12 protein-coding genes are annotated in these 15604 nt (G+C 52.7%); 4 read left to right on the top strand and 8 right to left on the bottom strand.

Annotated features, from left to right (window positions below; genetic code table 11):
* Positions 1–25 precede the first annotated feature (25 nt).
* A complete protein-coding gene (locus PTW35_RS26630) occupies positions 26–1435 on the bottom strand; it encodes a fructose-specific PTS transporter subunit EIIC (protein ID WP_281028204.1) in 1410 nt (469 codons plus the stop codon).
* A 175-nt stretch (positions 1436–1610) separates the two neighbouring features.
* Here PTW35_RS26630 and PTW35_RS26625 point away from each other — a divergent pair, with 175 nt between their 5' ends.
* Positions 1611–2255 carry a MurR/RpiR family transcriptional regulator gene (locus tag PTW35_RS26625; protein ID WP_281028203.1) on the top strand — a complete coding sequence of 215 codons (645 nt, stop codon included), beginning with the start codon at positions 1611–1613 and terminating at the stop codon, positions 2253–2255.
* Between the two features lie 172 nt (positions 2256–2427).
* On the opposite strand, the gene PTW35_RS26620 is transcribed toward PTW35_RS26625, so the two are convergent.
* Together PTW35_RS26620 and PTW35_RS26615 are read right to left on the bottom strand one after the other, a co-directional pair.
* Positions 2428–3993 (bottom strand): DHA2 family efflux MFS transporter permease subunit, encoded by a 1566-nt coding sequence (locus tag PTW35_RS26620; protein ID WP_281028202.1) that lies wholly within the window; start codon positions 3991–3993, stop codon positions 2428–2430.
* Between the two features lie 3 nt (positions 3994–3996).
* Positions 3997–5094, bottom strand: a complete 1098-nt coding sequence (locus PTW35_RS26615; protein WP_281028201.1) for an HlyD family secretion protein — start codon at positions 5092–5094, stop codon at positions 3997–3999.
* Positions 5095–5231: 137 nt separating this feature from the next.
* On the opposite strand from PTW35_RS26615, the gene PTW35_RS26610 reads away from it, so the two are divergent.
* The gene (locus PTW35_RS26610) at positions 5232–6155 is read left to right on the top strand and encodes a LysR family transcriptional regulator (protein ID WP_281028200.1); all 924 of its coding nucleotides are present in this window, start codon (positions 5232–5234) and stop codon (positions 6153–6155) included.
* Between the two features lie 42 nt (positions 6156–6197).
* On the opposite strand, the gene PTW35_RS26605 is transcribed toward PTW35_RS26610, so the two are convergent.
* The 4 genes from PTW35_RS26605 to PTW35_RS26590 form a co-directional block, all read right to left on the bottom strand.
* Positions 6198–6665: a glycine zipper family protein gene (locus PTW35_RS26605; protein WP_281028199.1), complete on the bottom strand. Its 468-nt coding sequence runs from the start codon at positions 6663–6665 to the stop codon at positions 6198–6200.
* 154 nt (positions 6666–6819) lie between these two features.
* Positions 6820–7806 carry a DUF3187 family protein gene (locus tag PTW35_RS26600; protein ID WP_281028198.1) on the bottom strand — a complete coding sequence of 329 codons (987 nt, stop codon included), beginning with the start codon at positions 7804–7806 and terminating at the stop codon, positions 6820–6822.
* Between the two features lie 175 nt (positions 7807–7981).
* Positions 7982–9145 carry a glutathionylspermidine synthase family protein gene (locus PTW35_RS26595; RefSeq protein ID WP_281028197.1) on the bottom strand — a complete coding sequence of 388 codons (1164 nt, stop codon included), beginning with the start codon at positions 9143–9145 and terminating at the stop codon, positions 7982–7984.
* Between the two features lie 503 nt (positions 9146–9648).
* The gene (locus PTW35_RS26590) at positions 9649–11676 is read right to left on the bottom strand and encodes a DUF885 domain-containing protein (RefSeq protein ID WP_281028196.1); all 2028 of its coding nucleotides are present in this window, start codon (positions 11674–11676) and stop codon (positions 9649–9651) included.
* Between the two features lie 773 nt (positions 11677–12449).
* Between PTW35_RS26590 and PTW35_RS26585 the strand changes: the two genes are divergently transcribed.
* Complete coding sequence (locus tag PTW35_RS26585; protein ID WP_281029157.1) at positions 12450–13511, top strand: AI-2E family transporter; 1062 nt, start codon at positions 12450–12452, stop codon at positions 13509–13511.
* 107 nt (positions 13512–13618) lie between these two features.
* Here the strand turns inward: PTW35_RS26585 and PTW35_RS26580 are convergent, their stop codons facing one another.
* Positions 13619–14359, bottom strand: coding sequence for a TetR/AcrR family transcriptional regulator (locus tag PTW35_RS26580; RefSeq protein WP_044621776.1), 741 nt, complete (start codon positions 14357–14359; stop codon positions 13619–13621).
* A gap of 168 nt (positions 14360–14527) precedes the next feature.
* On the opposite strand from PTW35_RS26580, the gene PTW35_RS26575 reads away from it, so the two are divergent.
* Positions 14528–15604, top strand: coding sequence for an efflux RND transporter periplasmic adaptor subunit (locus tag PTW35_RS26575; RefSeq protein WP_281028195.1), 1077 nt, complete (start codon positions 14528–14530; stop codon positions 15602–15604).

Here is a 15604-nt window from a genome sequence, read left to right as displayed (position 1 = left end):
ATCGGGTTCAAATGGTCTGTTGCGGTCAGTGGCTACCTTTAGGCTGTGGCTTGGTACACAGCAGCAGGGCGATAGCAATAAAGCTTGAGCCAGCAATGACAGAGATGGTGTAGCTCACCGGATCTGAGGATAGGAACCAACCCCATACCGCTGGCAGTGGCAGGCTCTGCCATACATTGAGCACGACGGCCAGTTGGGTGCCGATAATCGAGCCGAGGATCATAACCGGGATCATCTTCGGGTTTTTCAGGATGAACGGGATAGCCCCTTCCGAGATACCGATAAGGCCGAGCATCAACGAAGTTTTTCCGACAGTTTGCTCTTCGCGGCTAAAGACGCGCGGGCGGAATTTGCCGTCTAGCAGGGCGGCGATACCGACCCCGATAGGCGGAATAACGATACCGAGTTCGCGGGCAACCAGGTCGAAGTTTTCCCCCATGCCGTTGAGGCCGAGCGCGACCGAGCCTGCCGCTTTGTTGATTGGGCCACCAAGGTCAAACGCGGTACCGGCAGCAATGACCATCGAGTAGATTCCGCGGCCAGCATCACCTGCTTCGGTGAATAGCTTGACCATGGCCATGTTGACCGCACCGAAGAACGGGTTGATCACGTATTCCATGGTCAGCACCATGACGACACCACTGATCAGCGGCACCAGCAACATGGTTTTCAGGGTGGTCAGTTCGGATTTTACCTTGATGGTATCGTTGAGGTAGCGGACCAGGTAACCAATCAGGAAACCGATGGCAATGGCACCGAAGAAGCCCGATGGTGCCCAGTGCTCGATGCCGAAGAAGCGCTTGTAGACTTCATCGCTCATCACTCCGCCGATAAAGGCCGGGATCAGCGCGGGCTTGCCGGCTATAGAGTAGGCAAGGTAGGCAGCGAAGATCGGGTACATGAACTTGATGGTCATGAAACCAAGGCGGTCTAGGGTTTCTACCGGGGTACCGGAGATATCAACAAATTCACCGGTGATCTTGGCGACTGCCATCAGCAGGCCACCGAGTACCACCACCGGCAGCATGTAGCTGATACCGGTCATGATATGACCGATGAAGACCTGGTAGGCAGAACGCTTTTCCTGAACCGGAAGAACAGCGCCTGAAGTGGACTTGTCTTTTTCGCGTTTCATCGCTTCAGGCAGCAGGACATCGACATGCTTGATCAGCTCCTGGGTGCGTACCTGCAACGGGTTGGCATTGTCAAAACGTTCCATATCCATGATTGGCACATCGACAGCCAATACAACGGCATCTGCGCTGGCAATGTCGTGAGCGGTCAGTTTGTTTTTGACCCCGTCGCTGCCCTGCGTTTCTACTTTGACGTCATAGCCCTGCTTTTCAGCCCAGCTCTGAATCTTCTTTGCCGCCATAAAGGTGTGGGCAATACCTGTAGGGCAAGCCGTTACTGCGACCAGTTTTTTCTTCGCCATGGTTTCATATCCATTGTTCTACACTGCGGTCAGTATAAAAAGCGGCGATCGGCAAGCGTTATGGTTTCTTGGTACAAGGTGCGTATGACGATACTTTTGAGAGCTTACTCACGGATTTTCATCCGTTGTTCGCGATTAAATACGCCCATCCAATGACGTGACGACAACAAATTACATGAATACCTTCCGTGGGACCGAACGCATCATCTATGAATTTATTATTAGCCACGCTAAGCAATTGGGCGAGATCTCGGCCAAGGAGATCGCCGCCAAGGCGCTGACTACCACAACGTCTGTCAACCGGGTGTGTAAGAAGATGGGCTATGCCAGTTATACCGAGCTACGCTACAAGCTGGCGGCTGATCTGGCGCGCCAGCGCTCGTCATCGGAAGAGGAAGGGTTAGATCAAGCGGTGATTGCCAAGCTGGCCTCCGGTCTCAAAGCGACTAATGTGGTGTACCTCTACTCCCGCGGCGCGTCGATAGTCAGCGTTAATTACCTGTCCCGTTTTCTGTCGCTGGCCAATATTCCCCATCTGGTGATCACCGATATTCACCAGCTCACCATGGCCAGCGCCGGGATCTTGGTACTGATCAGCAAGTCGGGCGAAACCAACGCGGTGGTGGAGATGGCCCATACTGCCAAGCGCAAGGGTATGAAGGTGTTCTCGATAAGTCTGCGGGGCTCGACCCTGAGCCAAATTAGCCATCTCAATGTGAATCTGGAAGAGCAGATTGATGGGATTTCGCTGTACAGCCGGGAGAGCCAGCTGCACATATTGGAGGTGGTCGATAAGTTGGGGGAGCAGTTGTTGACATAGTCGAGGCGTAAAATTGGTATTTTTCGATACAGCTGACGCAGCTAACCGGGGATGATTTTAAAACCTACCCGCCATGGATGGCCCGGGCTGGCGTTCCAGGGTTGGAGTTACATGGATGTACTCGCACGTTTTTAAAATCGTCTCCGGTTTGCTGGGAGCCACCTTGTCGACCTTAATCATCCATACACATGATCAGCACCGCGGCGAACGCCAGGAAGGCGGTCATCATCAGGAACACATCGTTATAGGCCATAATTGCCGCATCGCGCTGCATGGTCGACAGCAGTGTGGCTTGGGCCTGCTGCATCGCGGTGCTGGCATCGTTACCTGCCTTGATAAAGAAATCACTCTGTTGCAACAACTGCTGCCAGCCATTGGTACTGACACTGGGCAATGACTCCTTGATATGTCCTAGGTGCTCCCGGGTTTTGTTATCTAATAACGTGGCGATGATCGCGATACTGAATGCCCCGCCGAGGTTGCGCATCACGTTGGTCAGGGTCGATGCATCCGGCGTGTCGGCCTTGCTGATGTGCTTCATTGCCACCAGAGACAGCGGCACCATGATAAACGGGCTGCCGATAGCGCGCAGTACCATGGAGAGGATCAGCTGCTGGCCGCCGAAATCGACGGTCATATGGGTGTTGACGTAGCAGCTCAGGCCAAACATGGTAAAGCCGAATGTCACCAGATATTTAGGTTTGATGAACTGGACCAGCTTGGGCACGATGGGGAACAGCAGCAGCTGCGGGAAGCCCATCCACATCAGCACCTCACCGATTTCCATCGCGTTGTAGCGTTGGATCTGGGTCAGGTACAACGGCAATACATATATCGAGCCGAGCAGCGCCATCCCGAGGATCAGATAGGCCAGGCACGACATAGCAAACTGCCGCTCGCGCAGCAATCGTAGGTTAACCAACGGTTTGTCGTGCTGCAGTTCGTTGATAACAAAATGCACCAAGCTAACGCCCGAGATAATCGCCAGCGTGACAATGAAGTTCGAACTGAACCACTCTTCGCGGTTGCCCTCTTCCAACACCACTTCCAAACAGCCAAGCCCAAGGGCCATGGTGACAATCCCGAACCAATCCGCCTTGAGCAAGGTGCCAAGATTGAGCGGCTCGTCATCCAAGCCATAGCGGATCATGGATATCACCAAGATCGCCGGCGGGATGTTGATATAGAAAATGTAGTGCCACGACAGGTTTTCGGTTAGCCAGCCGCCGAATGTCGGCCCAATTGACGGGGCAAAGGTAGCGGTCACACCGAATAATGCCATCCCGATGGCCCGCTTTTGGATCGGTAGCAGTTGAATCACCAGCGAGAAGGCCAGCGGGATCAGGGCTCCGCCGCTGAAGCCCTGCATGGCCCGGAAGACAATCATCGAACTCATGTTCCACGATAGCGAACACAGGAAGGATGACAGGGTGAAAATCGCCGTGGTCCATGTCAGGTAGCGGCGCTTGCCCAGAGCTTTCGATAGCCAGCCGCTGAGCGGGATGGCGATCATTTCCGCCACAAGATAGGACGTGGAAATCCAAGAGCTCTCGTCCAGGGTGGCAGACAGTGCCCCCTGAATATCTTTGAGTGAGGAGTTGGTGATCTGGATATCCAAAATCGCCATAAAGGCTCCAATCAGGCCGCCAAACAAGGCGATCCAGTGGCGACGGGGAACTTGGTTCGCTTCGCTTCCAGCACTATGGCGCTGTTGGTTGGTTGTAATATCGGCACCCATGATTTAGCCCCGAGTATCGACCGTCGCTACCACCGATAGGCCGGGGATCAAGCGACCTTCGAGGCCTTTGGGATCAGGAATGGTAATTTTCACCGGGACCCGCTGGACAATTTTGGTGAAGTTGCCGGTGGCATTTTCTGGCGGCAACAGTGCGAACTTCGCGCCGGTTGCCGGCGAGAAGCTATCGACCACTCCTTGCAATGGCTGGTCGGGGAAGGCATCCAGCTCTACGGTGACGGTTTGGCCTTTGTGGATCCCGCTCAGTTGGGTTTCCTTGAAGTTGGCTTCGATCCAGACATCGGAGGTTGGCACCAAGCTCATGAGCGGCATACCCGGCTGAACGAACAGACCGACCCGCAAGCTACGTTTGCCCACGATGCCATCAACCGGGGCATAGATATTGGTGTAAGCCAGGTTGAGCTCAGCCTGCTCCAGTTGTGCCTGTGCTTCAGTCACCGCGGCCTCGGCCTGTTTGATTTGGCTGTCGATAACCACAAGCTGATCTTTGGCACCTTGGTAGCTGGCCTTGGCTTCCTCGAGCTGGGCGGCTGTCACTTTCTGCTGCGAGGTCATGCTATCGAGTTCATCCTGCGACGAGTAGTTACGCTTGAGCAGACTGCGGGTGCGGTCGACCTGCTGCTTGGCACGCTCGAACTCGGCGCTGGCCGAGGTAACATGGCTTTGCGTCTGGCGGATTTGAGTCTGCTGCAATTGTTCTTGGGCATGGAGGTTGTCGATAGCCGCTTGGCTGACGGCTAAATTCGCTTTGGCTTGATCCAAGGCCGCCACGAAGTCCCGGTCGTCAATTTTCGCCAGTAGATCGCCCGCTTTGACCTGTTGGTTATCGGACACGAAAGACTCGGTAATGTAGCCCCCGACTTTGGGGCTGATAGTAGTGATATCCCCTTGTAGGTAGGCGTTATCGGTCGACTCGAAGTATTGGCCATAGCTGAACCAGTAGCCGCCGCCTAACGCGCCGAGCGAAAGCATGATCAAGGTGGCGACTAATGGTGCTTTTTTCTTGCTGCGCTTGGGGAGCGCGGTTGGTGCTGCTGGTGAATGGCTAGGACTGGCTGCTGTGGTTTGGGGATGATCGGCCATTTTACCCTCTATGACTTATAAGATTTGGCTTTCGGAAAGTATTTCAAATTGTAAATGATATCGATTGGTTGATAAGATAAGAAAAAGAGGAAACACTGTTGCAGAAAACTTACTAATTGGCTGAAGGCTGGATAGCGATGGACTTGAATTCGATAGCGATTTTTTCACAAGTGGTTGATTGTGGAAGCTTTACTCAAGCTGCTGACGTATTGGATATGACTAAGTCGACGGTAAGCCGCAAAGTGGCTGAGCTGGAGGAGCACCTTGGTGTGCGGTTGATCACGCGTTCGACCCGCAGCCTGATCCTCACCCCGGAAGGCGAAGCCTTTTACCAGTCTTGCGTGCAGATGCTGGAAATCATGGGGCAGGCCGAATTAGAAGTCAGTGCCAACCAAGATCTGATCCGTGGCCGGCTGTATGTGGTTATGCCGGTCGAGTTGGGGCATCAGGTGATGGGCGGCTTTCTCAATGCCTTTTTGAAACAATACCCGCATGTTTCCCTGCATGTCGAAATGACCAACCGCGAAGTGGATATTATCGGCGAGGGGATTGATCTCTATGCCCAGGTCGGCGAACTGGACGACTCAAGTTTGGTATCTCGGAAGCTGACGGAATCGCGCCGGGTGCTGGTTGCCAGTCCCGACTACCTGGAACAATATGGCATGATTGAAAGCCCGGCAGATCTCAAGCCGCCGCACCATCAAGTCAAAGTTCACAATAAGGCCGTGAAAATTCCCAACTGGCACCTGATGCACGAGGGCGGGGCGGTGAGTATCGATCTGCCCTACCGCCTGAGGGTCAACACCATTACGGCTTCGCTGTCGGCCTGCCTGGATGGGCTGGGGATTGCCGTACTGCCCGAGTTTATTTGCCGCGAGCATTTTGCTTCGGGTAGGTTGGTGCAACTTTTACCGCAGTGGGAGATGCCGCTGGTACCGGTCAGTTTGGTCTATCCGCAACGCAAGCTGATGCCCAAGCGGCTGCGGGTACTGGTGGACTTTTTGGTTGAACAGTTTGCTCTGCGGGTGAAAAAACACCCCATTAGCGCCGAGACGCGCTAGCGGGGTGCAAGGAACCCATCCATGTGTTCAATCGGTGAGATCCTAGTTCGCGACGAGCTGCTGCTCATCGGTCGCTTCGTCTGTTGAGTCGGTGTTCGGCTCGATATCGACATTGGCCAGCTCATCTGCTTCGGCGTCGAGGATTTCATACCCCTTGAGCTCCATGCAGCGGCGCAATACCAGTGATTGGGTCTGGGTTGCTTTCACCGAGCCTATCGCGGCTCCGGTACCGGCCCCAAGAGCCAGGCCCCATACCATGCTCTCTCCCATCCCGACATCATCGGCGAGCAGTCCACCGAGCGCCCCTGCCGCGGTGCCGATAAGTGCCATATTGGCAGCACTGGTGCGGACCGCTTCACCCTTGTCGACTTCCTGGGTCTTCTGACGGCATTCCGCCAAGTCTTGCTCGTACTCGAGCTGGGTTTTGTCATGGGAGCCGACAACTGGCGCAGCATTATACGAACAGGCTGAGAGCAAGGCTGTACAGATAAGAAGGTCTGGTTTTTTCACAGATCTAGTTTTTCGCTGGCCAAAGAAAGATGGCCGCTATGGTAGGGGCAAAATCGCTTCTCTTCAATACAGTGTTTTTTATTTTATGTATCTTAATGCTAATGGAACAATAATGCGGCAGGTTGCCTGAAAAATTTACAATGTAAATTATGAATCACTGCATTCGATGGCGGTAGCCGAGGGTAAAGGCAATATCGGTACTGTTATCCATATTGAAGGCATTCTCGATCATCGACATCTCGATCGCGCCGCGCTTGGTATGGTAGCGATAGCCTAGTAAAAACTCGGTGGACGGCTCGCTGAGATCAGACGTCGCATCACTGGCCCCTTCGTAGACATGTACTTCGGTAATGAAGCGGTGTTTGGGGCTGATTTGGTATTGGTAACTGACCCCGGCGGCAAAGGCGAATTTGTTGTATTTGATTTGTGCCAATACCTCATCATGATGGCGGTAGGATAAACCCAGCAGGGTATAGATGCTGTGCTTGCCTGTTCGGTAGCTGTAATTGAGTTGCAGCGCCTGTTCGAAATTGCTGGTTTTGAACGGCCCGCTGCCAACGTAGTTGAAATAAAGCGATCCGCCAAGAGACAGACCGTGATGCTTGTTTTCAAGCAGCTGGTAGCTGGTGTAGAGGGAAAACGCATTGCTGATGGTTTCGCCTTCGAAGTCGTGGATTTCGACTCCGTACTGCGGGACCGAGATGTCGAAGGAGTGATCATCAACTTCATCGCGGCCATTCTGCCCAATACCGAACCAGTCATGGAAGGCTTTGGTCAGGGTGTCGAGGTGGTTGTTGGCGGCAAAGCGCCAGGTGTAGTCGAGCTCCAAGGCCCATTGGTCGTTGAGTTGCCAAAGCCCGCCGATCGAAAGGGCGTTTTGGTAGTAATCGGCGCTGTACTCATCGGTGTGGGCCCACACGCTGGCAATGGTACCGGTGGCATAGAGCTCAACAGTATCCGGCGCCTGGCTGAAGCCGGATCTGACCAAGGGGGTCAGAGCATTCGACTGCAGGGGAGACTGGGCATAAGTTTTCAGTGGGCCGTAATCGGCATAGCGCTGCTCAGTGCCGGCCTGGGCGTTCCCAGCCAAGCCTGTCAGGGAGAGTGTAATGAGTGCCGAGAGTTGCTTGTTATTATCCATAGGGGAGCCGATGCAGATTGAATCTTGTCCTTTGCCCCGTTGTTATACTTATTTAGGCTGTCGCTGCGCTGAATATGTAACAAAGAAATGCAAAGCTTTTCAAGATATTGAATCTTCAGTATAGCTCCCCTCTCGGGGGGCTGACGGGCTAAATGCGATCCCGCCCGGCATGGGCCTACAAAATAACATGCGGCAGATAGCGTGACATATCCTGGGTGATGCGTGAGCTATCCTCTCTGATGGAGATACCTCCTGCCCGGTCGTCTACCAGCCAACTGCCGATCAAGGTGTAGGCATTGTTGAATTTCGGCAGCGGGTGGTAGGCCTGGTAGATCACTCCCTCATCGCCGTAGGGGCCATCCACCCTCAGGGTCTGCCTGCCGTTTTCGACGATCGTGATGTTGGCGCCTTCGCGGGCAAATATCGGCTTGATGACATAGTCCTTGAGCTCGCTAAGTCCTGGATCATCGGCAAAATAGGCCGGCAGCAAGTTCGGGTGTCCTTTGTATTTGTGCCAAAGCATCGGCAGTAGCGCTTTGTTGCTGAGCACTGATTTCCACATCGGCTCCAGCCAGTTGATCGGGTTGGATGGCAAGTGCTTGGCGTATTCTTCTCTTAGCATGAACTCCCAGGGATAGAGCTTGAACATCCAGCGGATGGGTTTATCGGCTAAGTCTGTAAACTCTTTCTTGCCGTTGATCCCGATATCTTCGACAAAGACGAAGGCGGTCGACAGGCCTGCTTCCTTGGCGCAGTCTTGCAAATACTGCACCGTGCCCCTGTCTTCGACGGTATCTTTGCAGCAGGAAAAGTGCAGGGTCTGCCCGGGTTGCTGGCGTGCAAGGGTTTGGAAGCGGGCGATCAGCAATTCCTGCAGGAGGTTGAACTGATCGGCGTCGCGGCGGATCGCCCCGCTGTTGACCATATCTTCCAGCCACAGCCATTGCCAAAAGCCGGTTTCATAGAGCGAGGTTGGGGTATCGGCATTATTCTCATACAGCTTGGCAAAGCCGTTGCCGTCGTAGGCAAAATCGAGTCGGGAATAGAGCGAAGGCTCTCGGCTGCGCCACGACTCGAGGATTGGCTGCCACATGGTTTCCGGTATCTGGAATCGTTGCAGCCAGTATTCGTCGGCCACCACGTCATCGACAACCTCCAGGCACATCTGGTGGATTTCCTCGGTCGGCGCTTCAAGGTCTTGCTCTATCTGCTTGAGGGTGAACTGGTAGTAGCCGGTTTCGTCCCAATAGGGCTCGCCGTACATGGTGTGGAAGCCGAATCCATATTCTTTGGCGAGCTCACGCCAGTGGGGGCGTTCTTTGCTGTCGATCCTTAACATCTGTATTCCTGGCCGATTCAAAAGGGCATGGCTGCCAGTATGGCATGGAGTGAAGTGAAATTAAGGCACCGGTAACGAATTTTTAGAGTTAGGGCAATATCGGTAGGGAGTGGGAATCAAACAGGCGGCGAGCCAGTTAAAATATAAACAAACTGATGCTTTATCGTATTTATTTACGGCCGTTTGCATATTGTTACACACTCTTCTCTCCGGGCGTAATTTACCGGGTCTAGATTGATATATGTCACATTATTGTGTGTCTCGCGGGGTATAGTAGCCCTCGTTAAATTCAGGTTGCATGCTTCGTACCTGTAAGGTTTAACATCACTACAAATAATCGTTCGGGTAAGTTACTGGTAAATAGTTATTGTTCACCGTTCCTTGAGTAAGCCACTTGGCCAGCCAACCTTTTGCTTTAACTTGGTGCTTACCCATTTTTTTCTTTTCTCTCTTACTTTTCTTGCTGCCCGCCCGCAAGCGGACAGGCAACAGTTTGCTTTCTGTTATTGCTGAGTTTTGATCCAGTTTTCGATGCTGGTCTCGACCACTTCCATCGGTTGATCGCCGTATTTCAGCAACTGGTCATGGAATGACGCCCACTCAAATTGACCGCCCAGTTCCGTCTGTGCTTTTGCCAGCATCTCTTTGATGACCAAGTAGCCCGATTTGTAGGAAACTGCCTGCCCGACGTAGGCGGCGTAGCGGTAACTTTCTGACTCGATATCACCGTTACCCAGGGCCGAGTTCGCATCCATATACTCCTGAGCTTGTTTGATACTCCAACCTTTCGCATGGATACCGGTATCCACGGCCAGGCGCATGTTGCGCAGTTGGGCTTCGTTCAGGCTGCCGAAGTACTGCAGGGCATTGCACTCTTCAGCATCGGTATAGATCCCACCCTGGAACGTCTGGTAGTCAAGGTCGAGTTTGCACATCCCGGTGGCATTGACGAAGGTGGGCTTGCCGCTGCTGTCCAGCTCGCCATAGATGCCCATCTCCAAGCCCAGCCACTCGGTGTAGAGTGCCCAGCCCTCCGCGTAAGCGGTGTACCAGACGTTCTGGATGTAGTCGGGTTTGTCGGCCGGTGGGTATTCGATGGAATAGGCATTTTGGAAATGGTGGCCCGGTGCGGCTTCATGCAGCAATAAGGTCGAGACATTCCACTTCTGCAGGCTGTAATCCGGGTTGGTGTTGAGGTTGAACTCATTGTTGCCGTATGAGCCCACCCCGTCATATTCCTCGCGGTTGGCCGGAACCGGCACTATGGTGTAATCGGTTTTTATTGGCTTGAAGTACTTGGCGACGACATCATTGGCGTCGGTTTTGAATGTATTGTAGTCGATCAGGGCAGCTTCGCAGGCGCTTGGGGACGATGCGGCCTCACACAAAGTCGCATAATCGGTACCCGAAATATCTCTGCCATCTCTGCCATAGAAGAACTGTTCGCTGTTGAGGTAATCGAAAAACTCGTTGAGATCGATATCGCCATTGCCATCGAGGAGATTGAAGGTTCTGAGGCTGATAGTACCGTTTTCCTCACGCCAATTAGCTTTTGGCGTGGCCCCCCGTTTGTCGACGATAAGCTCGGCCACCCGGATCATTTCGGCTTTGGCGTCGGCAACAAGATCTTCCCCAAGCTGGCTTAGCTCCATTGCCGGTTTGCCAGTGGTACTGTTGCGGTCTAGCTGCCATTGGTACCAGGCTTGGCCATTCGGTAAATCCCCCCAGCCGATATTGGTGTCTTCAGCTGTGCCCGCTCCTCTGGCGCCATCGAGGTAATCGACCTTGAGGAAATCAATCAAGCCGCTGACCGCATTGGCCGCATCTGCTACCGCCTTTTGGTATTCGGTAACGAAGGCATCCTCGTATTGATCGCGGTGTTGTTCAATATCTTCCAGTCCCTGGCTCAGCAGCCCATAAGGGGCCGTGCCGACAGCAAGGGCTTTTTCGGTACTTTCAACTAGCCGGTTGGTCAGGACTTTAGGCAAGCGTGCCTTGTCGACGATTCCCATCGCGTATTGTGAATGCAGGTTGTTCGTCCAGGCGGTGAATTCACGGATCACCTGGATATGGCTCTGGTAGTCATCAGGCGTGTCCTGCTTCGCGCCGGCCACTGAGGCATTCCAATCGATGTAGTTGTAGAAGTGGGTGATCGGGATATCGAAATTCCCGAATCTCGGGTTGGGCAGTGAAGCGCCGCGAATAGCGATGTTGCGGTCAAACTGGAAAGTGTCGTAGTAAATTTTGTCTTCATCGGACAATGCGCTGCGATCGATATTTTCCAGCTTGTCTAGGTACATCCGGTCGACCGCTTGGCGTGAGCTGGCCATCTGATCGGTCACTTGACCAAACTCGGTGCTGTCTAGGGTATTGATAGCGTCTTGGTAATCGGCAAAGACGCTGCGTATTTGCCTTGCTGGGTCTTGGTTTTGTTTGGGCTGTTCTATGTAGGTGGTTTCATCGTTGCAGCCAGCAAGGGCTGTCAGGGTGATGATGGCAAGGGCTATCGGGCGGAGTCTGTTGGTGTTCATTGTAATCCCTCATGGTGTGTGATCGTATCTTGTTTTGTTGTTATCCCGTGGGATGTTAAGAGGGTAAAGGTTTTGATAATGGGACTATTGTGATGGCCATCACAGCCGGATAGCCTGCGTCAATATGCAGCATTTGCATATACAAGCGAGGTGACTAAGTTGCGGCAAATTATGCTTACTATTGATAGCTGCGCCTGAGTTACGGGTTAATGGCATGCATAGAAGAATTCAGAGTTGAATAATTGCCGTACTGCCGTGTGGGCAAAAAATTGCTGCATTTGAGGGCAAGATCAAGCTTTGATTAAAAAGTGTGAACTGGGGGGCGAAATCTATTCAGCCGAGCCGCCTTAGGGCGAGAGGGTTGAGTCTATTGGCTGTCGAAACAATAGCACATGAGACATGAGGTATTGGGTTGGGGAAAAAAAGGTCTCTTCAATTCGTTGGTTAGTGATGGTAGGAGGGAAAGAGACCTTTGTACCAAGGGCGGACGCTAATTTCACGTAATGGGTACTAACATCCCGAAGGAATGCAAGAGAAATTATATGCGGTTTGATTAGAGTAAAAAATCTAAATGATGGATTAATGAACAATTCTGGTGCGGGGGAGGAAATTGGGCGCCTGTCGTAAAATGGTAAGTCTTCTGATAAGCGAGTGGTTATTATTTGAGCAGATTAGGCTGGGGCCTTTCAGCCGTAAGAAAGTCATTAGTGAGGTTGATTTTGAATGCTCAACAATCCTTAGTAACACTTCCAGAAAAAAACACGTTGGATACTGTGATTAAGTCCATGTTGCTGCTGCTGGTTGTGTACTTTTGCTATCAGATCCTACAGCCATTTTTACTCCCTATCGTCTGGGGGGCAATCATCGCCATTGCGCTGATGCCTTTGGCCAAGGCGCTGCAACGGCGCTTTTCGCTCTCCCTTGGAAAGGGCTGTATGTTGGTTACCCTGGCCGCCCTTGCGGCACTGCTGGCACCAACGATATGGTTCTCTGGGGCGGTGGTAAGCACCAGCCAAGATGTTGCGACCGCGCTCTCTGCTGGGACTTTGGTGATCCCACAGCCAGATGCATCGGTGGCCGTGCTGCCAGTGGTGGGTGAGCCGTTGTACAAAGCGTGGAGCCTTGCTGCCATCAACTTGGCAAGTGCGCTGAATACCTATGCACCTCAAGTTAAAGCGCTGGTGTCAAGCGGGTTATCTGCTATCGGAAGCCTGGGCGGCAGCGTGGTTCAGTTCATTATTGCCATTCTGATTTCAGGTGTGGTGATGAGCAATGCCGCACGCTGCAAGACGATGGCTGGCAAAGTGGCAGTTCGCCTGCTGGGCGATAAAGGTGAAGACTATGTCGGGCTGTCGATTGCAACCGTACGCAGTGTGGTTCAGGGCGTTATCGGTGTGGCCGTTATCCAGGCGGTACTGGCAGGTTTGGGCATGGGCATTGCCGGAGTGCCGGCAGCCGGACTGTGGATGCTAGCGGTACTGGTTTTGGCCATTATCCAACTGCCACCGATTTTGATATTGGGCCCGGTGATGGCATACCTGTTTGCGGTTGATACACCGACCGTTGCCGTTATCTTTAGCGTGTGGGGCGTTCTGGTTAGCGCCAGTGATACCGTATTGAAGCCAATGTTGATGGGGCGTGGCGTTGATATCCCGATGTTGGTGATACTGCTGGGCGCGCTGGGCGGCATGATGATGTCTGGTATTGTTGGTCTATTCGTTGGTGCCGTGGTATTGGCACTTGGCTACAAGCTGCTGATGGCATGGCTTGAACCGGCAGACAAGATCGCTCAGGCTGGAACCGAGGCGGTATTGCCGGTAGTTGCAACAGCCTAAGCAACCGAAGAGGTTTGGATGTAAAGCCCTAAAAATAAAAGAAAAAGGTCAATACCGATGGTTATTGACCTTTTTTGTATTGTCTTTTCCAATCGAGAAGGACGTTGCTATTTTGCTTCTTGTGAGTCTTTTTCTTCTTTGTCGCAGCCCCATTCACACGGCAGCTCGATAAGGATGTCCGACAGCTGTTCTGGCTGCAGCATTTGTTCGGGGGAGATATTGAGCTGGTTTGCCATGGTTTGGTTAAACAGCTGCCAATGGTTCAGTAAACATTGTTCTTCACTGGCGTTTTCCCATGTGTCCAATATAAATGGCTTCATGCTGGCGGCACCATGGGCATACATCATCATTTGCCATTTCATTTCCCAAATGTTGATCGGCTTCAGCGGGAAATCACTGTTGCAGTTAACGACCAGTTGGTTGACGAACTTTTCAAGCTCGCCGTTGTTATCGAAGAAGTAATCCATTAATACATCGCCCTGCCTGACCCCGTCGGCAATCAGCTGGATAGGCATCGGGTGGGCAAGTTGCTGGGCTAATAGCATGGTGACAAAGCGATAGAGGATGACATTGCTCGGCAGCTCGGACGGAATTTCTTCCAGCAACTTGTACATGTAACTCAAGAAATAGACGTGCAGGTTGTCACTGATACTTTGCCAGATCTTTTCCTTGCTGCCGAAATGGTGGCGGATCAAGCTGTGAGATACCCCAGCGCGTTCGCTGATATTTCTCAGCGATACCCTTTCGTACCCCAATTCGCAGAACATTTCCGCGGCAGTTTTGATGATCAGCAGCTTGGTTTCTTCGGCGGCCTGTGCGCTGCGGCGGCCCTGTTTTCTCTCGGTCATGGTTCTATCTGTTTCATAGCCCACGCTATTTTAACCAAAAAACCGCGGGGGCGTCATCTGTGTGCTCACAAAATACATTTATTGTCCACCTGTAAAATATACTTGATCTCCACCAAGTTCAACATATACTGCACAGGTGTGTAATATAAATCTCAGAGAGAAACGCCCGTGAAAGGAACATCCATTTCGTTCACCCCGTTTGTCAGGGTGGCAACAATAGCATTGCTGGGAAGCATCCTAGCCGGATGTAACCAAGCTAATTCAGAAATAACCGAAGAGGTCGTCAAGCCCGTGAAACTGCTGGAAATCCCAATGCCAGCGAATCAGGCGAGTAATGCTTTTCCTGGCAAGTTAGTCGCGACACAGCGCGCCCAGCTTTCTTTTCAGGTACCTGGCGAAATTGCCAAGCTGACGGTCAGGGTCGGCCAGCGAGTCAAGCAAGGTCAGGTACTGGCGGTACTGGATGATCAGGATTACCGCTTGGCTTTCGATGCCAAACTGGCAGAGTTTGAGTTGGCGCAAAGCCAGTTCCTGCGCGCCAAGCAGCTATACGGCAAGAAGCTGATCAGTACCGACCAGTTTGACCAGCGCGAGACTGCTTACAAGGCGGCAGCCGCGAACTTGGAACAAGCAAAAACAGACGTTGAACATACCTTGATCAAAGCGCCTTTCAACGGTGTCGTTTCACTGAAATTTGTTAACCAGAACCAGTTTGTTGGTGCCAACCAACCTGTGATGAACATCCAGAATGTGGATGAAATGGACGTGAGCTTCAATCTGCCGGTACCTTTTGTGAAGCAGACCAGCTTGTCGGCGATCCGCCAGACTGCGGTGTGGGTTGAGATGGATAACCACCCAGCCCAGCCGATCCACGCAGAGTTCAAAGAGCTGTCGACCAAGCCCGATGCTGATACCAACAGCTATACCGCGAAGGTGACCCTTTCCCGTCCGGAGGAGATGAACTTGCTCTCCGGCATGGTAGGTCAGGTGCATTTTGCCAAGCCTGAGCTGTCTACTGCCGTGCGTTTGCCGGAAGGTGCCTGGGTTGAAAAACAAAACGGCCAGGGGACATTGTGGCAGTTTGATCCCCAAACCGGCGTGGTCGATGCTCTGGAAGTCGCTCTCAACGATCAGGGCGAGGTGGTATCAGGTTTGGCTCCGGGGATCATGGTGGTGATCGCTGGCGCGACTGATTTGTTGCCGGGCCAACAGGTGCGTGCCTGGGAACGTGAGGGTGGTATCTAA

The organism is Photobacterium sp. DA100, assembly GCF_029223585.1.
GTDB lineage: Bacteria > Pseudomonadota > Gammaproteobacteria > Enterobacterales > Vibrionaceae > Photobacterium.
This window is presented reverse-complemented; position numbering and strand designations above follow the sequence as displayed.